The 23,861-nt window shown below is 55.4% G+C and carries 22 protein-coding genes; 19 read left to right on the top strand and 3 right to left on the bottom strand.

Annotated features, from left to right (window positions below; all coding sequences use genetic code 11):
* Nucleotides 1-3: 3 nt before the first annotated feature.
* Nucleotides 4-423 (bottom strand): D-ribose pyranase, encoded by a 420-nt coding sequence (gene rbsD / locus HP564_RS18895; RefSeq protein WP_371245371.1) that lies wholly within the window; start codon nt 421-423, stop codon nt 4-6.
* 170 nt (nt 424-593) lie between these two features.
* Complete coding sequence (locus tag HP564_RS18890; RefSeq protein ID WP_371245370.1) at nt 594-989, bottom strand: YgiW/YdeI family stress tolerance OB fold protein; 396 nt, start codon at nt 987-989, stop codon at nt 594-596.
* A 162-nt stretch (nt 990-1,151) separates the two neighbouring features.
* Between HP564_RS18890 and qseB the strand changes: the two genes are divergently transcribed.
* Together qseB and qseC are read left to right on the top strand one after the other, a co-directional pair.
* Nucleotides 1,152-1,814 (top strand): quorum sensing response regulator transcription factor QseB, encoded by a 663-nt coding sequence (gene qseB, locus HP564_RS18885; protein WP_371245369.1) that lies wholly within the window; start codon nt 1,152-1,154, stop codon nt 1,812-1,814.
* On the top strand, nt 1,811-3,142 hold the full coding sequence (gene qseC / locus HP564_RS18880) for a quorum sensing histidine kinase QseC (RefSeq protein WP_371245368.1): 1,332 nt from the start codon (nt 1,811-1,813) through the stop codon (nt 3,140-3,142). Before qseB ends, qseC begins: the two co-directional genes overlap by 4 nt.
* A gap of 3 nt (nt 3,143-3,145) precedes the next feature.
* Here the strand turns inward: qseC and kup are convergent, their stop codons facing one another.
* Nucleotides 3,146-5,014 carry a low affinity potassium transporter Kup gene (kup, locus tag HP564_RS18875; RefSeq protein WP_371245367.1) on the bottom strand — a complete coding sequence of 623 codons (1,869 nt, stop codon included), beginning with the start codon at nt 5,012-5,014 and terminating at the stop codon, nt 3,146-3,148.
* A gap of 272 nt (nt 5,015-5,286) precedes the next feature.
* Here kup and ravA point away from each other — a divergent pair, with 272 nt between their 5' ends.
* The 17 genes from ravA (at nt 5,287) to glmU (ending at nt 23,822) form a co-directional block, all read left to right on the top strand.
* Nucleotides 5,287-6,783, top strand: a complete 1,497-nt coding sequence (gene ravA / locus HP564_RS18870; RefSeq protein ID WP_371245366.1) for an ATPase RavA — start codon at nt 5,287-5,289, stop codon at nt 6,781-6,783.
* Nucleotides 6,780-8,240: an ATPase RavA stimulator ViaA gene (gene viaA / locus HP564_RS18865; protein ID WP_371245365.1), complete on the top strand. Its 1,461-nt coding sequence runs from the start codon at nt 6,780-6,782 to the stop codon at nt 8,238-8,240. The genes ravA and viaA overlap by 4 nt, the downstream gene beginning before the upstream one ends.
* 70 nt (nt 8,241-8,310) lie before the next feature.
* The gene (ovoA, locus tag HP564_RS18860; protein ID WP_371245364.1) at nt 8,311-10,449 is read left to right on the top strand and encodes a 5-histidylcysteine sulfoxide synthase; all 2,139 of its coding nucleotides are present in this window, start codon (nt 8,311-8,313) and stop codon (nt 10,447-10,449) included.
* A 103-nt stretch (nt 10,450-10,552) separates the two neighbouring features.
* The gene (gene asnC / locus HP564_RS18855; RefSeq protein ID WP_033755376.1) at nt 10,553-11,014 is read left to right on the top strand and encodes a transcriptional regulator AsnC; all 462 of its coding nucleotides are present in this window, start codon (nt 10,553-10,555) and stop codon (nt 11,012-11,014) included.
* Between the two features lie 153 nt (nt 11,015-11,167).
* Nucleotides 11,168-11,608 carry an FMN-binding protein MioC gene (mioC, locus tag HP564_RS18850; RefSeq protein WP_371245363.1) on the top strand — a complete coding sequence of 147 codons (441 nt, stop codon included), beginning with the start codon at nt 11,168-11,170 and terminating at the stop codon, nt 11,606-11,608.
* Nucleotides 11,609-12,049: 441 nt separating this feature from the next.
* On the top strand, nt 12,050-13,939 hold the full coding sequence (mnmG, locus tag HP564_RS18845) for a tRNA uridine-5-carboxymethylaminomethyl(34) synthesis enzyme MnmG (RefSeq protein WP_371245362.1): 1,890 nt from the start codon (nt 12,050-12,052) through the stop codon (nt 13,937-13,939).
* 48 nt (nt 13,940-13,987) lie between these two features.
* Nucleotides 13,988-14,611 carry a 16S rRNA (guanine(527)-N(7))-methyltransferase RsmG gene (gene rsmG / locus HP564_RS18840; RefSeq protein ID WP_371245361.1) on the top strand — a complete coding sequence of 208 codons (624 nt, stop codon included), beginning with the start codon at nt 13,988-13,990 and terminating at the stop codon, nt 14,609-14,611.
* Between the two features lie 707 nt (nt 14,612-15,318).
* Nucleotides 15,319-15,699, top strand: a complete 381-nt coding sequence (gene atpI / locus HP564_RS18835; protein ID WP_371245360.1) for a F0F1 ATP synthase subunit I — start codon at nt 15,319-15,321, stop codon at nt 15,697-15,699.
* Nucleotides 15,700-15,707: 8 nt separating this feature from the next.
* Nucleotides 15,708-16,526, top strand: a complete 819-nt coding sequence (gene atpB, locus HP564_RS18830) for a F0F1 ATP synthase subunit A (RefSeq protein ID WP_371245359.1) — start codon at nt 15,708-15,710, stop codon at nt 16,524-16,526.
* Between the two features lie 48 nt (nt 16,527-16,574).
* A complete protein-coding gene (atpE, locus tag HP564_RS18825; protein WP_003849523.1) occupies nt 16,575-16,814 on the top strand; it encodes a F0F1 ATP synthase subunit C in 240 nt (79 codons plus the stop codon).
* Between the two features lie 112 nt (nt 16,815-16,926).
* Entirely contained in the window at nt 16,927-17,397 is a 471-nt protein-coding gene (gene atpF, locus HP564_RS18820) for a F0F1 ATP synthase subunit B (RefSeq protein ID WP_371245358.1), read from the top strand.
* Between the two features lie 14 nt (nt 17,398-17,411).
* The gene (gene atpH, locus HP564_RS18815; protein ID WP_371245357.1) at nt 17,412-17,945 is read left to right on the top strand and encodes a F0F1 ATP synthase subunit delta; all 534 of its coding nucleotides are present in this window, start codon (nt 17,412-17,414) and stop codon (nt 17,943-17,945) included.
* A 14-nt stretch (nt 17,946-17,959) separates the two neighbouring features.
* Nucleotides 17,960-19,501, top strand: a complete 1,542-nt coding sequence (atpA, locus tag HP564_RS18810) for a F0F1 ATP synthase subunit alpha (protein WP_371245356.1) — start codon at nt 17,960-17,962, stop codon at nt 19,499-19,501.
* 52 nt (nt 19,502-19,553) lie between these two features.
* Nucleotides 19,554-20,420 (top strand): F0F1 ATP synthase subunit gamma, encoded by an 867-nt coding sequence (atpG, locus tag HP564_RS18805; protein ID WP_371245355.1) that lies wholly within the window; start codon nt 19,554-19,556, stop codon nt 20,418-20,420.
* A gap of 29 nt (nt 20,421-20,449) precedes the next feature.
* Nucleotides 20,450-21,847 (top strand): F0F1 ATP synthase subunit beta, encoded by a 1,398-nt coding sequence (gene atpD / locus HP564_RS18800; protein WP_371245354.1) that lies wholly within the window; start codon nt 20,450-20,452, stop codon nt 21,845-21,847.
* Nucleotides 21,848-21,871: 24 nt separating this feature from the next.
* Nucleotides 21,872-22,291 carry a F0F1 ATP synthase subunit epsilon gene (locus HP564_RS18795; RefSeq protein ID WP_371245353.1) on the top strand — a complete coding sequence of 140 codons (420 nt, stop codon included), beginning with the start codon at nt 21,872-21,874 and terminating at the stop codon, nt 22,289-22,291.
* A gap of 160 nt (nt 22,292-22,451) precedes the next feature.
* Nucleotides 22,452-23,822, top strand: coding sequence for a bifunctional UDP-N-acetylglucosamine diphosphorylase/glucosamine-1-phosphate N-acetyltransferase GlmU (gene glmU, locus HP564_RS18790; RefSeq protein WP_371245352.1), 1,371 nt, complete (start codon nt 22,452-22,454; stop codon nt 23,820-23,822).
* The last annotated feature ends 39 nt before the right edge of the window (nt 23,823-23,861 follow it).

Here is a 23,861-nt window from a genome sequence, read left to right as displayed (position 1 = left end):
GCCTCAGAAGGTAACGCCAGCGCTCAGGATGACATTCGCATACGGAGAACACTCTCCGCTGCGAATGATCGCCTGACTACGCTGAGTCTGTTGTTTGAACTGTTCATGACTGGTGTAGTGAACGGCAATGGTATTTCCCTGGTGCTGTTGCAAGGCTTCGAGCACGGCGAGAAGTCCGCTGTGGAGCGTCGGATTATGCTGCCTGATCTCCTCTGCAATCAGGGCGCTTTCCACCTGCATCTCCAGCGTGACGGCCTTCACCACCTGCATAAAGTCGGGCGTACCTGGCGTCAGCGCCAAATCGATGCGCTGCGGTCCGGCCGGAATCGGTAAGCCAGCATCGGCGATGGTTAGCGTATCCGTATGGCCCAGGCGGGCAATCACGTAAGAGAGTTCAGCGTTTATCAGACGACCTTTTTTCATTTTCTGCTCCAGAGCGAAACGTTTCGCTAGCGGCAGTGTATGAAATGGCCTCAGTAACTCAACGAGGGAAATGAAGAAGTGTGATCGCTATCGAAACGTTTCGCTTTCGCTGGTAAAAATATGGGGCAGAAACAAATCCGGGCCGCAGAAGCGGCCCGGAGAGAGGCATGTTAAGGCAGCTTACGGACCTGCTTAACGTCGAGTTCAATGCTGTTGAAATCCTTGTCCAGCTCCCCCGTCAGCTCAACACGATCTTTTGGCGTGATCGTCAGGCCATCCCAGCGTTTATGATCGATCTCCACCTTCATCGTGCCAGTAGCATCGCGAAACAGGTAATCTTCATCACCAACCTGCTTCTCCAGCTGGCCGCGCACGGTGATCCAGCTGTCATCCTTCATCTCCTCGGCCTGTTTAACCGTCACGACGCTGGTCTGATTGTTTTGAAACCCTCCCTGTTTCGCCTGAGCAGCAGGCGCATTCGTATCGACAAATCCGCCCTGGGATGCAGCAAAAACCGGTGCAGTCGTCAGCGCTAAGATCGCTAAAAGTGCGGCATGTTTTTTCATTTGTTCACCTCTTTTCCATGAATGTGTGTCTGGTACGTCGTTGATTAAAACAAAGAGTTCTTAACAGGATCTTAAGAGATAAAAATAAGCGAAATGACGCGATATTGCCTGTACAAGCTGCATTCTGCTTCGTATAAAACCCAGGGGACCTAAGGAGAAATCATGCGCATTTTACTGATTGAGGACGATCGGCTCATTGGCGACGGCCTTAAAGCTGGCCTGGGCAAGCTGGGATTCAGCGTAGACTGGTTTATCTCTGGCGATGAGGGAGCCGCCGCGCTGCAGGCTGCGCCCTGGGATGCAGTCATCCTTGATCTTTCCCTGCCTCAACGTGACGGGCTGGAGATTCTGCGCGACTGGCGGCAGCAGGGTGCGGACGTGCCGGTACTCATCCTGACCGCACGCGATGCGCTCGACCAGCGCGTTGAGGGTTTACAGCGGGGCGCCGATGATTATCTCTGCAAGCCTTTCGCCCTGACAGAGGTCGCCGCGCGACTACAGGCGCTGATTCGCCGCCGTCATGGGCAGCTTCAGCCTGAACTGCGCCACGGAAATCTTATTATGCAGCCCGCCAGCCACAGCGTAACGCTGGATGGCGAGATCGTTACGCTTAAAAGCCGCGAGCTGGCGCTGCTTGAGCTTTTCCTGCGCAATCCCGAACGCGTGCTGACGCGCGCCCAGCTTGAGGAGAAGCTCTACAGCTGGGATGCTGATGTTTCCAGCAACGCTGTAGAAGTGCACATTCACCATCTGCGTAAAAAGCTTGGCGCCGCCTTTATCCGCACCGTACACGGCGTCGGGTACAGGCTGGGAGCGTCAGAATGAGCCTGTTTCTGCGGCTCGGCATCGGTTTTGTCCTGCTGCTGGGCCTGTGCTGGGGCAGCGCCAGCATCAGTGCCTGGATAAAAACGCGTGAAACGATTAATGAACTGTTTGATACCCAGCAGCTGCTGTTTGCCAAGCGCCTGATGGCGCTTGAGCTGAGTGCACCCGATAACGCTACCCTCCCCAGAAATAAAGCGCTGCTGCATCATCATCGTGGCGATCAGGATGACGATGCGCTGGCGTTTGCGGTTTTTACCCGTGATGGCAAGCCAGTGCTTAACGATGGCGAAAATGGCCGCAAGCTGCCGTTTGACGCTGATGCCCAGGGGTTTCACGACGGCCAGCTTACTGATGATGATGATGCCTGGCGCTTTGTCTGGCTGACGACGCCCGATGGCCAGCACCGCATCGTGGTAGGCCAGGAGTGGGAATATCGCGACGATATGACACAAGCGCTGGTCGCCAGCAGTATTGTGCCCTGGCTGATCGCGCTGCCGCTGATGCTGCTACTGCTGCTCGGTCTGGTGTGGCGTGAACTGCGCCCGCTAAAACAGATCGCGCAGCTGCTGGCACAGCGCGCGCCAGATGATGACAGGCCGCTGGCTGCCGGGCGTGTTCCGCAGGAGGTAAAACCGCTGGTGACCGCGCTCAACGGGCTGTTCAGTCGGATCAGCGCGATGATGCAGCGCGAGCGTCGCTTTACGTCCGACGCCGCGCATGAACTGCGCAGCCCGCTGGCGGCCCTGCGCGTCCAGAGCGAGGTCGTGCAGCTTGCCGCCGATGACGAAGCAATGCGCCAGCACGGGTTACGCCAGCTGGATGCCGGCATTCAGCGCGCCACGCGGCTGGTCGACCAGCTGTTGACGCTTTCGCGCGCTGAAGCGGAAGATGCACGCAGCGCGTTTCAGCCGGTTGCTCTGCATAACCTGTTGCAGGAGGCACTGGTCGAGCAGCTGGCGCAGGCCGATCGCGCCGGGGTGACGCTGCGCCTGAAGCGCCACGCCGAACCGGTGATTCAGGGCCATGCGCTGCTGCTGTCGCTGTTGGTGCGCAACCTGCTGGATAACGCCATTCGTTACACGCCTGAGGGCAGCGAAGTCAGCGTCATGCTGGAGAGCCGCAGCTTGTGCGTTGAGGATAACGGATCGGGACTGAGCGAGGCGGAGATGCAGCGGCTGGGTGAGCGCTTCTGGCGACCGCCGGGGCAGGAAAAAAGCGGCAGCGGCCTTGGGCTGTCGATAGTGCGCAATGTTGCGCAGCTGCATGACATGCAGCTCAGCTTTAGCCAGCGGCAGGGCGGCGGCCTTTGCGTCACCCTGCGCTGGTAAACGTCAGATCTCTACCTGCGTCCCCAGTTCAATCACCCGGTTGGGTGGGATCTCAAACTGGTCGGGCGCGCGTAAAGCGTTACGCTGGAGCGCCAGGAAGAGCTTGCCGCGCAGACGCAGATACCAAGGACGTTTACCTATGATCAGCGACTCGTGCGACATAAAGAACGAGGTCTCCATCATCCGACAGTTAAGCCCTTCCAGCCCGCAGCGGTGGAAAATCTCCTCGACATTCGGCGTTTCGCGCCAGCCGTAGCTGGCTACCACGCGCCAGAAGGTTGGCGACAGCTGTTCGATGGCGACGCGACGCACATTATGCACATAAGGCGCATCTTCGGTACGCAACGTCAGAAAGACCACGCGCTCGTGTAGCACTTTGTTGTGTTTGAGGTTATGCAGCAGCGCAAAGGGGATCACGTTCAGGGCGCGCGACATATAGACGGCGGTGCCCGGCACACGCACCGGCGGCGATTTTTCCAGCGAGGCGATCATCGCCTCCAGTGAATTGCCGTGCTCGTGCATCCGGCGCAGCAGGCGAAAGCGTTCGCTCTTCCAGGTGGTCATGATCAGGAACATCATCAGGCCGAGACAGAGGGGCAGCCAGCCGCCGGAAAAAAGCTTAACCAGGTTGGCAGAAAAGAGCGGCACGTCGATGCAGAGAAACAGCGTCAGGATCAGCCCCACTGCTATTTTGTTCCAGTGCCAGTTTTTAACGGCAACGGTGCAGGAGAGAATTGACGTCAGCACCATTGTACCGGTAACCGCAATGCCGTAAGCGGCCGCCAGATTGCTCGAATGTTCAAAGCTGATAATGACGATCAGCACGGCAAAATAGAGCACCCAGTTAATCATTGGCACATAGATCTGGCCTGACTCCATCTCCGACGTATGGATAATACGCATCCCCGGTAAATAGCCCAGACGTACCGCCTGACGTGTCAGCGAGAACACGCCGGAGATAACCGCCTGCGACGCAATGACCGTTGCCAGCGTGGCAAGAATCAGCAAAGGGATCAGCGCCCAGTCTGGAGCCAGCAGGAAGAAGGGGTTTTTAATCGCTTTGGGATCGCTGAGCAGCAGCGCGCCCTGGCCGAAATAGTTCAGTACCAGCGACGGCAGCACCACGATAAACCAGGCAATACGAATCGGCATTTTACCGAAGTGCCCCATATCGGCATAGAGCGCTTCCACACCGGTAATCGCCAGCACCACCGCACCCAGCGCAAAAAATGAGATGGTTTTGTAATGCACGAAGAAGCTGACCGCATAGGCAGGATTAAGCGCCTGCAGTACGTCCGGATTCTTCATAATGCCGCTTACGCCCAGCACCGCCAGCGTCAGAAACCATACCAGCATGACCGGCGCAAAAAGTTTGCCGACGATGCCAGTGCCGTGCTTCTGGATCATAAACAGCAGCGTCAGCACGGCGATAGAGAGCGGAACGATAAAGGGGTCGAGTGACGGCGCGGCGATCTCAAGGCCTTCAATGGCTGACATGACCGATATCGCGGGGGTGATGACGACCTCGCCATAAAAGAAACTGCCACCGATAAGGCCCATGATGACCAGTATGGATGTGGCACGTGCGCCGGTATTGCGTCCCGCCAGCGACATCAGCGTTAAAATACCGCCCTCGCCCGCATTATCTGCACGCATGACGTAGCTGATATATTTCAGCGATACCACCAGCAGCAGCAGCCAGAAGATCAGTGACAGAAAGCCAAAAACAGCTTCCCGTTCCACGCCAAAACCAAACTGACCGGAGAGACATTCACGCAGGGTATAGAGCGGGCTGGTCCCGATATCGCCATACACAACGCCAATTGCGGCCAGCGTTAACGCACTAAGTGATTGCTTATTATCCGAGCTCATAGAGTTATCTTTTGTTGGAGCCGAGAGGCATCACACCTCATCGCTCTTGCCATCAAAAAGCGCACAGTATGCACGTATTTACTGAAAAGCCTATCCCTGGGCTGGATCGCAGGGTTTGCCCGCTGCCGATTTTTTTGCGGCGTTGTGCAATGATTGAATTTTGTGACATAAAAAAGCGGACGGCAATCAACGCTTTCCCGCATGATAGTCAGTAGAGTAGTGCGCCTGCCAGAATGCGACGGCAGCTGAATCAGAAGGACAATGAAGTGATTATGGCTCAACCCCATCTTTTGGCTGAAAGAATTTCTCGTCTCAGTAATGCGCTTGAGAAAGGCCTCTACGAACGCCACGATGCGATTCGTCTTTGCCTGCTGGCGGCGCTGAGTGGTGAAAGCGTGTTTCTGCTTGGCCCGCCGGGTATTGCCAAAAGCCTGATTGCCCGCCGCCTCAAATATGCTTTCCAGAATGCCCGCGCCTTTGAATATCTGATGACGCGCTTCTCGACGCCGGAGGAGGTGTTTGGTCCGCTGTCGATTCAGGCCCTGAAAGACGAAGGCCGCTATCAGCGTCTGACAAAAGGTTATCTGCCTGATGCAGAAATCGTCTTCCTGGATGAGATCTGGAAAGCTGGCCCAGCCATTCTGAATACCCTGCTGACCGCCATCAATGAGCGGCGCTTTCGCAACGGCGACTGCGAAGAAAAAATTCCGATGCGCCTGCTGGTGACGGCCTCAAACGAACTGCCAGAAGCTGACAGCGGGCTGGAAGCCCTCTATGACCGCATGCTGATTCGCCTGTGGCTCGATAATGTGCATGAGAAGCAAAATTTCCGCAGCATGCTGACCCATCACCAGGATGAAAATGCTAACCCGGTGGCGGAAGCGCTTCGCATCAGCGACGAAGAGTATCACCAGTGGCAGCAGGGTATTACGCAGGTGGCGCTGCCGGATAACGTCTTTGAGCTGATCTATCAGCTGCGTCAGCAGCTGGAAACGCTGCCCGATGCGCCCTATATTTCCGACCGTCGCTGGAAAAAGGCCATTCATCTGCTGCAGGCAAGCGCCTTTTACAGCGGCCGCACCGCTATCGCGCCCATCGATCTGATTCTGCTGAAAGATTGCCTGTGGCACGATGTTGCCTCTATGCAGCTGCTGGAGCGCAGTATCGATCAGCTGATGACACAGCAGGCCTGGCAACAGCAGACGCTGCTGCTCAAACTTCAGCAGATCAAGGCGCGGCGTCTGGCGCTCCAGCAGCAGCAGAGCGTCGCGCAGGCAATCACGCTGGAGAAACACAGCGGCATGTTCAGCCGCAAACCACACTATGAACTTCCCACCAGCCTGACCGATGAACAGCTGACCCTGATGCTACAGCAGCCGCTGACGCTGCACGATATGCAGGTGACGCATGTCGTTATCGCGCGCGATGCGCTGGAGCAGTGGTTACTCAAAAGCGGCGACATTCGCGGCAAACTTAACGGTATTGGCTTTGCCCAGACGCTGGATCTGCTGGTGGATGCGCAGCACTGTCTGGCGCTGCGCGATGTCAGCCTGCAGACCGTGCGTCTGACGCTGCCCGGTGCCACCGCCCACAGCGATATGCCAGCAGAAATCAGTGAGGCGCTGGATGAGCTCGATTCCCGGCTGCGTGCGCAGCGCCATCTGTTTAGCCAGCATCAGCGCTGCCTGTTTATCAGCGACGACTGGCTGGCGCGGATTGAAACCAGCCTGCAGGACGTGGCCGATCAGTTGAAACAGGCACGTAAATGATTTCACTGGAGACGCTCAGCGCGCTGCTCTCTGTTGGCGAAGCCGAGCTGATTGAGGAGCTAATCCTGGCGTTGCTGGCCTCACCGCAGCTGGCGATCTTTTTTGAAAAATTCCCTGGCCTGAAACAGGCAATGCTGCGCGACGTGCCTCGCTGGAAAGCGGAAATAAATGCTGAGCTAAAGGCCACCCCCGTACCAGAAAACCTGGCCAGCGAATTTCAACTCTTCCAGCGCGCCCAGCTGCTCAGCCATCATGATTTCAGCCAGCAGCTACCGACGATCCTTGCCGCACTCACCCGGTTGCCTTCTCCTTTTCTGGAAGAGGCGCACCGCCTGCTGCAGCACACCGATGCGCATCAGCTGAGCGCCGCGCAGCATACGCTGTTTCTCCAGCGCTGGCGTCTTAGCCTGACGCTGCAAACGCTGACGCTTAATGAAGAGTTACTTGAACAGCAGCGCGAGCGGCTCATGGCGGAGCTGCAACAGCGTATGGCGCTGAGCGGTCAGCTAGCCCCGCTGCTGAGCGACGACGATGAGGCTGCCGCGGGGCGTCTGTGGGACATGAGCAAAGCCCCGCTCCAGCATGGCGACTATCAGCTGATGCTGGAGTATGGTGATTTTCTCGCGCAGCAGCCGGAACTGCTGGCGCTGGCACAGCAGCTGGGACGCAGCCGCGAGGCAAAATCGGTGCCTTCACAGGATGCGCCGCTGGAAGCCTTTCACCAGCTGGTGCGTGAGCCAGATGCCGTGCCAGAAGAGGTCAGCGGCGTTCATCAGAGCGACGATGTACTGCGCCTGTTGCCGCCAGAGCTGGCCACCATCAGCATCAGCGAGCTGGAGCTGGAGTTCTACCGCCGCCTGGTTGAAAAGCGGCTGCTGACTTACAAACTGCAGGGCGATGCCTGGCATGAAAAAGTCACGCTGCGCCCGGTCAGCCATCAGCAGCATGAAGAGCAGCCGCGCGGTCCCTTTATCGTCTGCGTCGATACTTCAGGCTCCATGGGCGGTTTTAATGAGCGCTGCGCTAAAGCGTTCTGTCTGGCATTGCTCAAAGTGGCACTGGCCGATCGCCGTCGCTGTTACATTATGCTGTTTGCACACGACGTGATTGGCTACGAGCTGACGGGTGATGACGGACTGGAGCAGGCTATCCGCTTCCTCAGCCAGCGCTTTCGCGGCGGCACCGATCTTGCTGCCTGCCTGTCAGCAGTGGTCAAGCGAATGGAGGGGACGCTGTGGCAGGACGCTGACGCCGTCATCGTTTCAGACTTTATCGCCCAGCGCCTGCCGGACGAGATTGTCAACGTGGTGAAGCAGCGTCAGCAGCATCAGCAGCAGCGCTTTCACGCGGTCGCCATGTCAGCGCACGGTAAACCCGGCATCCTGCGCATCTTCGATCATATCTGGCGTTTTGATACCGGTATGAAAAGCCGCTTGCTGCGCCGCTGGCGGCGTTAGCCACCGGGCAGAAATCCTTATTTGCTATAGTGAATTACCCGCTGTGTTTAATCAGCTAATGGAGTTCACTGTGGCCACTGCACAACAACATCAACATCTTCCGGCACCGACCCGTACGGTACGCCTTTCTGGCAGCAACGTCGCAGAGAAACGTGCGGAGTTGCTGGCTTATTTCACGCAAACCTGGGAACTGTATGAAAGCCTGTTCGACTGTCTTGCTGACAGTCGTGCCTGGTTCAATAAAGCGATCTCGCTGCGCCATCCTTTAATCTTCTATTTTGGCCATACCGCCTCTTTCTATATCAATAAGCTGATGGCGGGCCGCTATATTGATGCGCGCGTTGACGACCGCATTGAGGCCATGATGGCCATCGGCGTTGATGAGATGAGCTGGGACGATCTCGACGACAGCCATTACGCCTGGCCCTCCGTTGAAGAGGTGCGCGATTACCGGGGCAAGGTAAAAAGCCTGGTGATGCAGTTTATCGAGACCATGCCGCTGACGTTACCCATTGACTGGGAGAGCCCGGCATGGGTGATCCTGATGGGCATCGAACATGAGCGCATCCATCTGGAAACGTCGAGCGTACTGATACGCCAGCTCCCCCTGGAGTGGGTAACCCCGCAGCCGCAGTGGCCGGCCTGTCAGGAAGCGCGTTATACGCGCGAAAGCGTACCGGCTAACAGCCTGATCGCCATGCCCGGTGGCACCGTCGTACAGGGTAAACGCGATGATACCTACGGCTGGGACAATGAATATGGCCAGCAGACCCTGGAGCTTAAGCCCTTTAAAGCCAGCAAAATGCTGGTCAGCAATGCTGAATTTTATCAATTCGTTGCGGCGGGCGGTTATCAGCAGCGCCAGTACTGGGATGAAGAAGGCTGGGGCTGGCGCAGCTTTGCCGAGGCGCAGATGCCAACCTTCTGGCGCGGCGAAGCACAACGCCCGGAGTCGCTCAGGCTTCGCCTGATGACGGAAGAAGTGGCAATGCCCTGGGACTGGCCAGCCGAGGTAAATCAGCTGGAAGCCGCAGCCTTCTGCCGCTGGAAATCGCAGCAAACCGGTCTGTCGATTCAGCTCCCGAGCGAAGCGGAATGGATGCAGCTGCGTGATGGGGTAGAAGGCGATCAGCCTGACTGGCAGCAGGCACCCGGTAATATCAATCTGGCTTACTGGGCCTCTTCCTGTGCCGTCGACCGCTTTGCTCAGGGCGAGTTTTACGATGTAGTGGGCAATGTCTGGCAGTGGACCACGACGCCGATCAACGGGTTTGAAGGTTTCCGCGTGCATCCGCTCTATGACGACTTCTCTACACCAACCTTTGACGGTAAACACACCCTCATCAAGGGCGGCAGCTGGATCGCTACCGGTAACGAAGCGCTGAAATCATCACGCTATGCATTTCGCCGCCACTTTTTCCAGCATGCCGGGTTCCGCTACGTTGTTTCTTCACACCAGGAGTCGATGACGCTAAATCCCTACGAAACCGACAGCATGGTTTCGCAGTATCTCGACTTCCAGTATGGCCCGCGCTATTTCGGCGTCGATAACTACGCCGAGGCGCTGGTTGCGCTGGCGCTCCCCCATTGCCCGGCGCGCGGTACCGCACTCGACATTGGTTGCGCCACCGGCCGCGCCAGTTTCGAACTGGCGCGCCATTTCGAACAGGTGATCGGGATGGATTATTCAGCACGCTTTATTGACGTGGCGCTGCAGCTCACCTCCGGTGAGGATTTCCGCTATGTGGTGCCAGAAGAAGGCGAGCTGGTGGAGTATCGTCAGGTGCGACTGAAAGATTTTGGTCTTGATAGCGAACAGGCACAGCGCATTCAGTTCGTTCAGGGTGACGCCTGCAACCTGAAACCACAGCCTGATCGATATGATTTGGTGCTGGCTGCCAACCTGATCGATCGCCTGCGCCAGCCACAACGCTTTTTGCAGGATATCGCGCCGATGATCCGTTCAGGGGGGCTGTTGCTGCTCTCTTCACCTTATACCTGGCTGGAGGAATTTACGCCGAAGGAAAACTGGCTGGGCGGCATTCGCGAAAACGGTGAGGCGCTGACCACCCTACAGGCGCTACAGCGACTGCTGGCAGCCGATTTTGAACCCGTTGCCGCGCCGCAGGATGTGCCTTTTGTGATCCGCGAGACGGCCCGCAAATATCAGCATTCGCTGGCGCAGGTTACGCTGTGGCGTAAGCGCTAAGCGAAACGGCAGCGGCGTTTGCCGCTGCCGGAGATTGCCTGCCGTCCCTTTTTGCTGCACATTCTCCTCTGTTCAAAACAAGAAGAGCTGACACGAGGATGATATGGCCGAATCACTGCAACTGGACAATCTGGATCGCGGGATCCTGAATGCGCTGCTGGATAATGCCCGCACCGCTTATGCCGAACTGGCGAAGCAGTTCAATGTCAGTCCGGGCACCATCCATGTTCGCGTAGAGAAGATGAAGCAGGCCGGTATTATTCTTGGCACGCGCGTAGAGATCGACCCGCGTCAGCTGGGATTCGACGTCTGTTGCTTTATCGGCATCATTCTGAAAAGCGCGCGCGACTATCCGGCGGCGCTGAGCAAGCTGGAGGCGCTGGATGAGGTGGTTGAAGCCTGGTATACCACCGGCCACTACAGCATCTTTATCAAGGTTATGTGTCGATCCATTGATGCCCTGCAACAGGTGTTAATCAACAAGATCCAGACGATTGACGAAATCCAGTCCACCGAGACGCTGATCTCACTGCAAAACCCGATCATGCGCACCATCAAGCCCTGATCCTTATTTTTCTGTGCACAATGTTATCCACGCCGAACGCCGCCCGTTGCAACGGGTGCGTTCACCTTTCTATTTTTATTAACCCTGTTTTCCACAGGTGGATCACGGCTTGATCACAGCGTACAATGCTCGCCTTTATTCCGGGAGAGCATCATGGCCGACATTACCTTAATCAGTGGTAGCACGCTGGGCAGCGCCGAATATGTGGCCGAACATCTGGAAGAGAAGTTACAGGAAGCGGGCTTTTCTACCGAACTGCTTCACGGGCCAGCGCTGGATGCGTTGCCACAGCAGGGTATCTGGCTGGTGGTAAGCTCGACGCACGGTGCAGGCGAACTGCCTGACAATTTGCAGCCTTTATATGACGCGATTACGGAAACTCAGCCCGATCTCTCAGGGGTACGTTTTGGCGCGATCGGCCTTGGTAATCATGAATACGATCTGTTTTGCGGTGCAATTCGCTCTCTGGACGCGCTGTTGATCGCACGTGGCGCACAGCGCATTGGCGATCGGCTGGAAATCGACGTGCTTGAGCATGAGATCCCCGAAGATCCGGCCGAGGCCTGGCTAAGCGGCTGGACCGCCCATCTTTAAGCGGATCCTTTGCCACAGGGGATCGGGTATTTGGCTCGATCCCCAGTTAAAACGTCTGTTTTTTTACGATCGCAGTCGCTTTTTTTGTGGATAACTATACCCAAATGCTGCGTAAAACCGGTAGTTATCCAAAGAACAACCGCTGTTGCTTTTCTGAGCTGTGAATAACTCGCTATTTTGATCTCAGCTTATACGGATCAGGATCACCGATCGTTCACAGCAAAGGATCCTCTTTATCGCGCTGATAACCGGCCACTTTTCCCGGTTATCCACAGAAGACGGCGATCCTAATAAAGAGATCTAACAAGAAGATCATATACAGAATAAAGATCCTTTCTTTTAAACCCACGGATCCCGCTGCTTTCACCCTTGGCGGAATTTCAGTAGAATCCACCGCCCAGGGCAACGATCCCTGCCAGTTCATCAACGAGGTACCACTTCATGTTTTATCCAGATCCTTTTGACGTCATCGTAATTGGTGGTGGTCATGCGGGCACAGAAGCCGCTATGGCCGCTGCCCGAATGGGTCAGCAAACTCTGTTACTGACCCATAACATTGATACGCTTGGACAAATGTCCTGCAACCCGGCGATCGGTGGCATTGGAAAAGGACATCTGGTTAAGGAAGTGGATGCCTTAGGTGGCCTGATGGCCAGCGCTATCGACAAAGCCGGTATTCAGTTTAGGATACTAAACAGCAGTAAAGGTCCGGCGGTGCGCGCGACGCGTGCGCAGGCGGATCGCGTGCTCTATCGTCAGGCGGTGCGCACAGCGCTGGAAAACCAGCCCAACCTGATGATCTTCCAGCAGGCGGTAGACGATCTTATTGTTGAAAACGATCGTGTTGTCGGTGCCGTCACCCAGATGGGCCTGAAGTTCCGCGCCAAAAGCGTGGTGCTTACCGTCGGGACGTTCCTGGACGGCAAAATTCATATCGGCCTGGATAACTACAGCGGTGGTCGTGCAGGCGATCCGCCTTCTGTGCCACTGGCAAAACGTCTGCGTGCGCTGCCGCTGCGCGTCAGCCGTCTGAAAACTGGTACGCCGCCACGTATCGATGCGCGTACTATCGATTTTTCGGTGCTCACACCCCAGCATGGCGATAACCCGATGCCGGTCTTCTCTTTCATGGGCGATGCTTCGCAGCATCCACAGCAGGTTCCCTGCTGGATTACCCATACCAACGAGCAGACCCATGAGGTGATCCGAAACAACCTCGATCGCAGCCCGATGTATGCCGGCATCATTGAAGGCATTGGCCCGCGCTACTGCCCCTCAATTGAAGATAAAGTGATGCGCTTTGCCGATCGCAATGCGCACCAGATTTTCCTTGAACCGGAAGGGCTGACCAGCAACGAAATCTATCCGAACGGTATCTCCACCAGCCTGCCGTTCGATGTGCAGATGCAGATCGTGCGCTCGATGAAAGGCATGGAGAACGCCAAAATCGTTCGCCCGGGTTATGCGATCGAGTATGACTTCTTCGATCCACGCGATCTGAAGCCCACGCTGGAAAGCAAATATATCCACGGCCTTTTCTTTGCCGGTCAGATCAACGGCACGACAGGTTATGAGGAAGCCGCCGCGCAGGGTCTGCTGGCGGGGCTTAACGCCGCACGTCAGTCCGCCGATAAAGAAGGCTGGGCACCGCGTCGCGATCAGGCTTACCTCGGCGTTCTGGTCGACGATCTCTGCACGCTGGGCACCAAAGAGCCTTACCGCATGTTTACCTCACGCGCTGAATATCGTCTGATGCTGCGTGAAGACAATGCCGATTTACGTCTGACCGAAACGGGTCGCGAACTGGGCCTGGTCGATGATGTCCGCTGGGCGCGTTTCAACCAGAAGCTGGAAGCGATCGAGCAGGAGCGTCAGCGTCTGCGCGATCTCTGGATCCATCCGAAGTCAGATAACGTCGCTGAGGTGAATACGCTGCTCAACGCGCCACTCACCAAAGAGGCAAGCGGTGAAGACCTGCTGCGCCGCCCGGAACTCACTTACGCTCAGCTCACCACGCTGCCGAGCTTTGGTCCGGCACTTGCCGACGCCCAGGCCGCCGAGCAGGTAGAGATTCAGGTGAAATACGAAGGTTATATCGCGCGCCAGCAGGAAGAGATCGATCGCCAGCAGCGTAACGAAAACACGCTGCTGCCAGCCGACCTGGATTATCGCCAGGTCAGCGGCCTGTCGAATGAAGTGATCGCTAAACTTAACGATCACAAACCCTCTTCAATTGGCCAGGCCTCTCGCATTTCCGGTATTACGCCGGCAGCGATTTCCATTTTGCTGATTTACCTGAAAAAGCAAGGACTGCTGCGCAAAAGCGCCTGACCTTAAAACGGGGCGAGTTTACTCGCCCCACCTGACTGGACGTATGCTGTGATCACAAAACTCACTTCGCTGCTTAAGGCAGCCGGTATTTCCCTCTCCGATCAACAAAAAGAGCAGCTGGTTGCCTATGTGGGCCTGCTGGACAAATGGAACAAAGCCTACAATCTGACGTCGGTGCGCGATCCCCAGCAGATGCTGGTGCGTCATATTCTCGACAGTATTGTAGTGGCGCCGCACCTCAAGGGAGAGCGCTTTATCGATGTTGGTACCGGGCCGGGTCTGCCGGGAATACCGCTGGCGATTGTGATGCCGCAGGCGCACTTTACGCTGCTCGATAGCCTGGGCAAGCGCGTACGATTTTTGCGTCAGGTGCAGCACGAGCTGGGGTTAACCAACATTACGCCGGTGCAGAGCAGGGTAGAGGTGTTTCCTGCTGAGCCTCCCTTCGACGGCGTCATTAGCCGCGCATTTGCTTCGCTGGAGGATATGGTGAACTGGTGCCATCATCTGCCTTCTGAACAGGGTGCCTTTTACGCGCTGAAGGGTGTGCGTCCTGATGACGAAATAGCTAGCCTGCCTGCAGGTTTTCACCTGATAAGGGTAGAGGCGCTTAACGTACCGGAGCTTGAGGGTGAACGCCATCTGGTGGTGATCGGCCGGCAGAAAGGTTAAACCCGTAAAAACAGCATGGATTACTCAGGTGTGATCAAGCCAGAAGGCTGAATAAAAAATAGCCGGTTGATTAACTCATCAGGTCGTCTTTATTAACGTGACGGCCACTGAATTACGTTAACAAAGGCGGCGGAAATTATCTGAAAAACGCTGTTACATTTAACGTTTAATTCACATTTGTTTATCACCAAGATCACTTTCTGGCACATCAACGACAGGCCAGATAATCACGCTGGAAAATATATCGGGATAATAACTCTGCGTGCGTAATATCACTTTAACGTTGTTGCCTCACTCTGAGATGTCAATCTGCTGTTTTTATCGAAAACGGACGCGGCAAAAGGGAAAGTTAATTTTAACCTTATGATTTTTCAGATTTAACCAGAGATCTAATAGCGATTGCTAGCGCCTGTCATGATATTTGAGTGGTGAAATGCTGTTTAGAATGTGATCTAAAGCACGCTTTAAAGGTAAGGTCGGTGCGGAATTTCACGCTGACAGGCCAATAATTCCACCTGGTCATCTTTGGAAAAATAGCCTTTTGGAAAGAAATTTAAATAATTGTTCACCTTTTGGCTACTTACGGATTGAAATCGCAGGTGCGGCCCGTATAATTTGCACGGCTTTTGCTGCTTGACTCAAACGAGCAAAGGCAGTCTTATACGACACGCGACATACCCCTAATGGGGCAGGAGAGTAACAGCGCCATGTCAGTGTCTCTTTACAGTGTAAAATTCGCCCGAACCGTGCTGGCTATCCAGCTGGTGACCGTTGTCATCATCGGTGCCTTATTTGCTCTGAAAGATGTCACCCTGGGCGTCTCTGCTCTTGCTGGCGGAGCGGCAGCCTGGCTGCCAAACGTATTGTTTATGTTTTTAGCCTGGCGCCTGCAAGGGCAATCCCCGGCTTCCGGACGGGTTGCGTGGAGTTTCGCTCTTGGCGAAATTGGCAAAGTCATCGCAACCATCGTGTTGCTCATTGTGGCGTTAGGTGTTTTCAGAGTGGTCTTCTGGCCGCTCGGGGTAACCTGGTTATCGGTGCTGGTGGTTCAGATGTTGGCACCGGCGGTAATTAACAACAAAGGGTAAAAAGCATCATGGCTGCAGGAGAAACTCAAACTCCGCAAGAGTACATCGGTCACCACCTGACGCATCTTCAGTTGGACCTGCGTACCTTCGAGTTAGTGAATGCTCACGACGCTCCCGCGACGTTTTGGGTATTAAATATCGATTCCATGTTTTTCTCTCTGGTGCTGGGAGTGATCTTCCTGGTGTTGTTCCGCAAAGTGGCGAAAAGCGTCACCAGCGGTGTGCCAGGGAAAATGCAGGCGGCTATCGAACTGGTTGTCGGCTTCGTTGACAGCAACGTGCGCGACATGTACCACGGTAAAAGCAAACTTATCGCCCCGCTGGCTCTGACGATTTTTGTCTGGGTCTTCCTGATGAACTTCATGGATCTGCTGCCTATCGACCTGCTGCCTTATATCGGCGAGCAGTGGTTAGGCCTGCCGGCGCTGCGCGTCGTGCCGTCCGCAGACGTGAACATCACGCTGTCTATGGCGTTGGGCGTCTTTATTTTGATTCTGTTCTACAGCATCAAAATGAAAGGTGTAGGCGGCTTCGCAAAAGAGCTGACGCTGCAACCTTTTAATCACCCGATCTTCATCCCCATCAACCTGATTCTTGAAGGTGTTAGCCTGCTGTCCAAACCGGTTTCACTCGGTCTGCGACTGTTCGGTAACATGTATGCGGGTGAGCTGATCTTTATCCTTATTGCCGGTCTGTTGCCGTGGTGGTCGCAGTGGGTGCTGAATGTGCCGTGGGCCATTTTCCACATCCTGATCATCTCGTTGCAGGCTTTCATTTTCATGGTCCTCACGATTGTCTATCTGTCGATGGCATCTGAAGAACATTGATTTTTTTCTCAACACTAAGCGTTTAACTGAAACAAACTGGAGACTGTCATGGAAAACCTGAATATGGATCTGCTGTACATGGCTGCCGCTGTGATGATGGGCCTGGCGGCAATCGGTGCTGCGATCGGTATCGGCATCCTCGGAGGTAAATTCCTGGAAGGCGCCGCGCGCCAGCCGGATCTGATTCCTCTGCTGCGTACGCAGTTCTTTGTTGTAATGGGTCTGGTGGATGCAATCCCGATGATCGCTGTTGGTCTGGGTCTCTACGTGATGTTTGCTGTCGCCTAAAGCCTGTCGCTCTTTGTTCATCCCGCACACGACGTGTAAGGATGAACGGTTCTGCCGCTTATCACTCTGATAACGGCAGATAAGTTAACAACTTAATTAGAGGCATTGTGCTGTGAACATTAATGCAACAATCCTCGGCCAGGCCATCGCGTTCATCCTGTTTGTCGCGTTCTGCATGAAGTACGTATGGCCGCCGATTATGGCTGCCATCGAAAAGCGCCAGAAAGAAATTGCTGAAGGCCTTGCTTCTGCTGAACGCGCGAAGAAAGATTTGGATCTCGCGCAGGCTAATGCGACCGACCAGCTGAAGAAAGCTAAAGAAGAAGCCCAGGTCATTATCGAGCAGGCGAACAAACGCCGTTCTCAGATTCTGGACGAAGCGAAAACTGAAGCCGAGACCGAACGTAACCGCATCGTGACACAGGCGCAGGCAGAGATTGACGCCGAGCGTAAACGTGCTCGCGAAGAGCTGCGTAAGCAAGTCGCGTTGCTGGCAATGGCCGGTGCCGAGAAGATCATCGAACGTTCCGTGGATGAAGCTGCTAACAGCGACATCGTTGATAAACTGGTCGCTGAACTGTAAGGAGGGAGGGGCTGATGTCTGAACTGATTACTGTAGCTCGCCCCTACGCCAAAGCAGCTTTTGACTTTGCTGTTGAACATCAAAGTATTGAACGTTGGCAGCAGATGCTGGCGTTCGCTGCGACCGTAGCACGCAATGAGCAAATGGCCGATCTACTTTCTGGCGCACTGGCGCCGGAAGCGTTATCGGCTTCTTTCATTGCCGTCTGCGGCGATCAATTAGATGAACACGGTCAGAACCTGATTAAGGTGATGGCTGAGAACGGACGTTTGACAGCGCTTCCGGCTGTACTGGAGCAGTTTATTCACTTGCGCGACGCCCATGAGGCGACTGCGGAAGTGGAGGTAATTTCTGCCAGTACACTGAGTGACGGCCAGCTGACCAACATCAGCGCCGCAATGGAAAAACGTCTGTCACGCAAAGTTAAGCTGAATTGCAAAATTGATAAGTCTGTCATGGCAGGCGTGATCATCCGTGCGGGTGATCTGGTGATTGATGGCAGCGTGCGCGGCCGTCTTGAGCGTCTGGCAGACGCCTTGCAGTCTTAAGGGGACTGGAGCATATGCAACTGAATTCCACCGAAATCAGCGAACTGATCAAGCAGCGCATTGCTCAGTTCAATGTCGTGAGCGAAGCTCACAACGAAGGTACTATCGTCTCTGTAAGTGACGGTATCATCCGCGTACACGGCCTGGCCGATGTAATGCAGGGTGAAATGATTGCCCTGCCGGGTAACCGTTACGCTATCGCCCTGAACCTCGAGCGCGACTCTGTTGGCGCAGTGGTCATGGGTCCGTATGCTGACCTCGCCGAAGGCATGAAGGTTAAGTGTACTGGTCGTATCCTGGAAGTGCCGGTTGGTCGTGGCCTGCTGGGCCGCGTGGTGAACACCCTGGGTGAACCTATCGACGGCAAAGGCGCGATCGACAACGACGGCTTCTCGCCGGTTGAAGTGATCGCACCGGGCGTTATCGATCGCCAGTCAGTCGACGAGCCGGTTCAGACCGGTTATAAATCTGTCGATGCGATGATTCCAATCGGTCGTGGCCAGCGTGAGCTGCTCATCGGTGACCGCCAGACAGGTAAAACGGCGATGGCAATTGATGCCATCATCAACCAGCGTGACTCCGGCATCAAATGCGTTTACGTCGCTATTGGCCAGAAAGCCTCTACCATTGCTAACGTGGTACGTAAGCTGGAAGAGCACGGCGCACTGTCGAACACCATCGTGGTCGTCGCGTCTGCGTCTGAATCTGCTGCACTGCAGTACCTGGCGCCCTACTCCGGCTGTGCCATGGGTGAATACTTCCGTGACCGTGGTGAAGATGCACTGATTGTATACGATGATCTGTCTAAGCAGGCTGTTGCATACCGTCAGATTTCTCTGCTGCTGCGCCGTCCGCCGGGCCGTGAAGCATTCCCGGGCGACGTGTTCTATCTCCACTCTCGTCTGCTGGAGCGTGCATCACGCGTAAGCGCTGAATACGTTGAGCGTTTCACCAAAGGCGAAGTTAAAGGTAAAACCGGTTCACTGACCGCGCTGCCGATCATCGAAACCCAGGCGGGTGACGTTTCTGCGTTCGTTCCGACCAACGTAATCTCGATTACCGATGGTCAGATCTTCCTGGAATCGAACCTGTTTAACTCCGGTATTCGTCCGGCCGTTAACCCGGGTATCTCCGTATCGCGTGTTGGTGGTGCAGCGCAGACCAAGATCATCAAGAAACTGTCCGGTGGTATCCGTACCGCTCTGGCACAGTATCGTGAACTAGCTGCGTTCTCACAGTTCGCGTCTGATCTGGACGATGCAACCCGTAAACAGCTGAGCCACGGTCAGAAAGTCACCGAGCTGCTGAAGCAGAAACAGTATGCGCCGATGTCTGTCGCGCAGCAGGGTCTGGTGCTGTTTGCGGCTGAGCGCGGCTATCTGAACGACGTTGATCTGGCGAAAATCCTTAGCTTCGAAGCTGCACTGCTGGCGTTCGCGGACCGCGAACACGCTGACCTGATGCAGGAAATCAACCAAACTGGTAACTACAACAACGACATCGAAGCGAAGCTGAAAGCGCTGCTCGATACGTTTAAAGCAACCCAGTCCTGGTAATGTCTGGCGGCTTGTCTGAAAGGACAGGCCGCAAGGCTTTGAGGAGAAGCTAATGGCCGGCGCAAAAGAGATACGTAACAAGATCGGAAGCGTGAAAAACACGCAGAAGATCACCAAAGCGATGGAAATGGTCGCCGCCTCCAAAATGCGTAAAACGCAGGAACGCATGGCGGCCAGCCGTCCGTATGCAGACACCATGCGCAAAGTGATTGGTCACCTTGCGCTGGGTAATCTGGAATACAAGCACCCTTACCTGGAAGAGCGTGACGTTAAGCGCGTCGGCTACCTGGTCGTTTCGACTGACCGCGGGCTTTGTGGTGGTTTGAACATTAACCTGTTCAAAAAGTTGCTGGCAGATATGAAAGCCTGGTCTGATAAAGGCGTACAGAGCGATCTGTCGATTATCGGCTCCAAAGGTCTGGCGTTCTTCAGCTCTGTAGGTGGCAACGTCGTGGCGCAGGTCACTGGCATGGGCGACAAACCGACCCTGTCCGATCTGATTGGCCCGGTAAAAGTGATGTTGCAGGCATACGATGAAGGTCGTATCGACAAGCTGTATGTCGTCAGCAACAAGTTTAACAACACCATGTCTCAGACTCCGACCATTACCCAACTGCTGCCGTTACCGCCAGCGGAAGGTGAAGAAGAGATGAAGGCGAAGACCTGGGATTACCTGTACGAACCCGATCCGAAAGCGCTGCTGGATACCCTGCTGCGTCGTTATGTCGAATCGCAGGTTTATCAGGGTGTGGTGGAAAACCTGGCCAGTGAGCAGGCCGCACGTATGGTCGCGATGAAAGCCGCAACCGATAACGGCGGAAACCTGATCAAAGAGCTGCAGTTGGTGTACAACAAAGCTCGTCAGGCCAGCATCACCCAGGAACTCACCGAGATCGTCTCGGGAGCCTCCGCGGTTTAACCAGGTAAGAATTAGGTAGAGGATTCAAGATGGCAGCTGGAAAGATTGTCCAGATTATCGGCGCCGTAGTTGACGTCGAATTCCCTCAGGACGCGGTACCGCAAGTGTACAACGCCCTTGAGGTTAAGAATGGTGATGCTCGTCTGGTGCTGGAAGTTCAGCAGCAGCTGGGCGGTGGCGTGGTTCGTACCATCGCCATGGGTTCTTCTGACGGCCTGAAGCGCGGTCTGGAAGTTGCTGACCTGAAAAAACCGATCCAGGTTCCGGTGGGTAAAGCCACCCTCGGCCGTATTATGAACGTGCTGGGCGAGCCGATCGACATGAAAGGCGACATCAAAGAAGAAGACGGCAGTGCAGTAGAGATCTCCTCTATTCACCGCGCGGCGCCTTCTTATGAAGACCAGTCCAACTCGCAGGAACTGCTGGAAACCGGCATCAAGGTTATCGACCTGATGTGTCCGTTTGCGAAAGGCGGTAAAGTCGGCCTGTTCGGCGGCGCGGGTGTAGGTAAAACCGTAAACATGATGGAGCTGATCCGTAACATCGCGGCTGAGCACTCAGGTTATTCGGTATTTGCTGGCGTGGGTGAGCGTACTCGTGAGGGTAACGACTTCTACCACGAAATGACCGACTCTAACGTAATCGACAAAGTTGCGCTGGTGTACGGCCAGATGAACGAGCCGCCGGGTAACCGTCTGCGCGTCGCTCTGACCGGTCTGACCATGGCGGAAAAATTCCGTGATGAAGGCCGTGACGTTCTGCTGTTCATCGATAACATCTATCGCTATACCCTGGCCGGTACGGAAGTTTCCGCACTGCTGGGCCGTATGCCGTCTGCGGTAGGTTATCAGCCGACGCTGGCTGAAGAGATGGGTGTATTGCAGGAGCGTATTACCTCCACCAAGACAGGTTCAATCACCTCTGTACAGGCCGTTTACGTTCCTGCGGATGACTTGACTGACCCGTCTCCGGCGACCACCTTCGCCCACCTGGACTCAACCGTTACCCTGAGCCGTCAGATCGCTTCTCTGGGTATCTACCCGGCCGTTGACCCGCTGGACTCAACCAGCCGTCAGCTGGATCCGCTGATTGTTGGCCAGGAGCACTATGACGTTGCGCGTGGCGTGCAGTCTCTGCTGCAGCGTTACCAGGAACTGAAAGACATCATCGCCATCCTGGGTATGGACGAGCTGTCTGAAGACGACAAACTGCTGGTGGCTCGCGCACGTAAGATTCAGCGCTTCCTGTCTCAGCCGTTCTTCGTTGCAGAAGTCTTCACTGGTGCGCCAGGCAAATACGTTACGCTGAAAGACACCATCCGTGGCTTTAAAGGTATTATGGACGGCGAGTTCGACCATCTGCCAGAGCAGGCTTTCTACATGGTCGGCCCGATCGAAGAAGCCGTGGAAAAAGCGAAGAAACTGTAATAACGGTTTCCCGGGAGAACAGATATGGCTATGACTTATCACCTGGACGTCGTCAGCGCAGAGAAACAGCTGTTCTCTGGTCTGGTGCAGAAAATTCAGGTGTCAGGTAGCGAAGGTGAACTGGGTATTTTCCCGGGTCACGCCCCGCTGCTGACTGCCATTAAGCCTGGAATGATCCGTATCGTGAAACAGCACGGCGAAGAGGAGTATATTTACCTCTCTGGCGGCGTGCTGGAAGTGCAGCCGGGCAGCACCACCGTTCTGGCCGATACCGCCATCCGCGGTACCGACCTTGACGAAGCGCTGGCTCTGGAAGCAAAACGCAAAGCAGAAGAGCATATGAACAGCAGCCACGGCGACGTGGACTACGCTCAGGCCTCTGCAGAGCTGGCGAAAGCCATTGCTAAACTGCGCGTGATCGAGCTGACCAAAAAAGCGATGTAATCAGGCTTTATGCGTCACGAAATGCCAGCCCACAGGGCTGGCATTTTTTTTATCTGCGCATGGATACCAGAGCGCGCCTAATTTCGACCTGAGAAAAATGTAGTAATCTCAGGGGTAAACCGTTTAACTTTCGCATGTCAAAAACAGTGTCAGGATGGTTATGACTAACAGCGCAATGAGCGTGGTGATCCTTGCTGCCGGCAAGGGAACCCGCATGTACTCCGATCTGCCCAAAGTTCTGCACACGCTTGCAGGTAAACCCATGGTCCAGCACGTAATCGACGCCGCAACCGGCCTCGGTGCGCAGCATATTCATCTGGTGTATGGCCACGGTGGTGACCAGCTGAAGGCCACGTTGACCGAACCGTCGCTTAACTGGGTATTGCAGGCGGAACAGTTGGGAACCGGTCACGCAATGCAGCAGGCTGCTCCCGCGTTCGCTGACGATGAAGAGATCCTGATGCTCTACGGCGATGTGCCGCTTATCTCCCAGCAAACGCTACAGCGCCTGCGCGAAGCCAGACCACAGGGCGGCATTGGCCTGTTGACGGTAGTGCTGGACGATCCCACGGGCTACGGGCGCATCGTGCGTGAGAATGACACCATTACTGGCATTGTTGAGCAGAAAGACGCCAGCCCTGAACAGCTGAAAATAGCGGAAATTAATACCGGCATTCTGATCGCCAACGGCGGCGACCTGAAGCGCTGGCTGGCGCAGCTAACCAATAACAACGCCCAGGGCGAATACTACATCACCGATATCATTGCGCTGGCGCACCAGGAAGGGCGACAGATTAACGCGGTGCATCCGGCGCGCGCCAGCGAAACCGACGGCGTTAATAATCGTCTTCAGCTGGCGACGCTGGAACGCGTCTATCAGCGCGAACAGGCCGAAAACCTGCTGCTGGCAGGTGTTATGCTGCGCGATCCGGCGCGCTTCGATCTGCGCGGGACGCTCAGCCACGGCCGTGATGTTGAAATCGATACCAATGTGATTATTGAAGGCAACGTCACGCTGGGCAACCGCGTTAAAATTGGCGCAGGCTGCATCATTAAGAACAGCATCATTGGCGATGACTGTGAAATTAGCCCCTATTCGGTGATCGAGCAGGCAAATCTTGCCGCTGACTGTACCGTTGGCCCCTTCGCGCGTCTGCGTCCCGGCAGCGAGCTGGCGCAGGCCGCTCACGTTGGCAACTTTGTTGAGATGAAAAAGGCGACGCTGGGCAAAGGCTCTAAGGCCGGGCATCTGAGTTATCTTGGCGACGCGGAGATTGGTGCGAACGTCAACATCGGCGCGGGTACCATTACCTGCAACTACGACGGCGCGAACAAATCAAAAACCCTTATCGGCGATAATGTCTTTGTCGGCTCCGATACCCAGCTGGTGGCGCCGGTCAGCGTGGCAGCAGGCGCAACAATTGCAGCGGGCACCACGGTGATGAAAGATGTGACTGAGGCGGCGCTGGTTTATAACCGCAAAGATCAGAACAGCAAAGCAGACTGGCAGCGTCCGGTAAAAAAAGCGTAATTTTACGGCCAGCCAGGTGCTGGCCGTTGCAGTAACACA

The organism is Pantoea sp. KPR_PJ (assembly GCF_041386365.1).
Taxonomy (GTDB): domain Bacteria; phylum Pseudomonadota; class Gammaproteobacteria; order Enterobacterales; family Enterobacteriaceae; genus Pantoea.
This window is presented reverse-complemented; position numbering and strand designations above follow the sequence as displayed.

Coding starts and splice junctions, on each gene's coding strand:
- rbsD (WP_371245371.1), bottom strand. CDS start 423: ATGAAAAAAGGTCGTCTGATAAACGCTGAACTCTCTTACGTGATTGCC.
- HP564_RS18890 (WP_371245370.1), bottom strand. CDS start 989: ATGAAAAAACATGCCGCACTTTTAGCGATCTTAGCGCTGACGACTGCA.
- qseB (WP_371245369.1), top strand. CDS start 1,152: ATGCGCATTTTACTGATTGAGGACGATCGGCTCATTGGCGACGGCCTT.
- qseC (WP_371245368.1), top strand. CDS start 1,811: ATGAGCCTGTTTCTGCGGCTCGGCATCGGTTTTGTCCTGCTGCTGGGC.
- kup (WP_371245367.1), bottom strand. CDS start 5,014: ATGAGCTCGGATAATAAGCAATCACTTAGTGCGTTAACGCTGGCCGCA.
- ravA (WP_371245366.1), top strand. CDS start 5,287: ATGGCTCAACCCCATCTTTTGGCTGAAAGAATTTCTCGTCTCAGTAAT.
- viaA (WP_371245365.1), top strand. CDS start 6,780: ATGATTTCACTGGAGACGCTCAGCGCGCTGCTCTCTGTTGGCGAAGCC.
- asnC (WP_033755376.1), top strand. CDS start 10,553: ATGGCCGAATCACTGCAACTGGACAATCTGGATCGCGGGATCCTGAAT.
- mioC (WP_371245363.1), top strand. CDS start 11,168: ATGGCCGACATTACCTTAATCAGTGGTAGCACGCTGGGCAGCGCCGAA.
- mnmG (WP_371245362.1), top strand. CDS start 12,050: ATGTTTTATCCAGATCCTTTTGACGTCATCGTAATTGGTGGTGGTCAT.
- atpI (WP_371245360.1), top strand. CDS start 15,319: ATGTCAGTGTCTCTTTACAGTGTAAAATTCGCCCGAACCGTGCTGGCT.
- atpB (WP_371245359.1), top strand. CDS start 15,708: ATGGCTGCAGGAGAAACTCAAACTCCGCAAGAGTACATCGGTCACCAC.
- atpE (WP_003849523.1), top strand. CDS start 16,575: ATGGAAAACCTGAATATGGATCTGCTGTACATGGCTGCCGCTGTGATG.
- atpH (WP_371245357.1), top strand. CDS start 17,412: ATGTCTGAACTGATTACTGTAGCTCGCCCCTACGCCAAAGCAGCTTTT.
- atpA (WP_371245356.1), top strand. CDS start 17,960: ATGCAACTGAATTCCACCGAAATCAGCGAACTGATCAAGCAGCGCATT.
- atpG (WP_371245355.1), top strand. CDS start 19,554: ATGGCCGGCGCAAAAGAGATACGTAACAAGATCGGAAGCGTGAAAAAC.
- atpD (WP_371245354.1), top strand. CDS start 20,450: ATGGCAGCTGGAAAGATTGTCCAGATTATCGGCGCCGTAGTTGACGTC.
- HP564_RS18795 (WP_371245353.1), top strand. CDS start 21,872: ATGGCTATGACTTATCACCTGGACGTCGTCAGCGCAGAGAAACAGCTG.
- glmU (WP_371245352.1), top strand. CDS start 22,452: ATGACTAACAGCGCAATGAGCGTGGTGATCCTTGCTGCCGGCAAGGGA.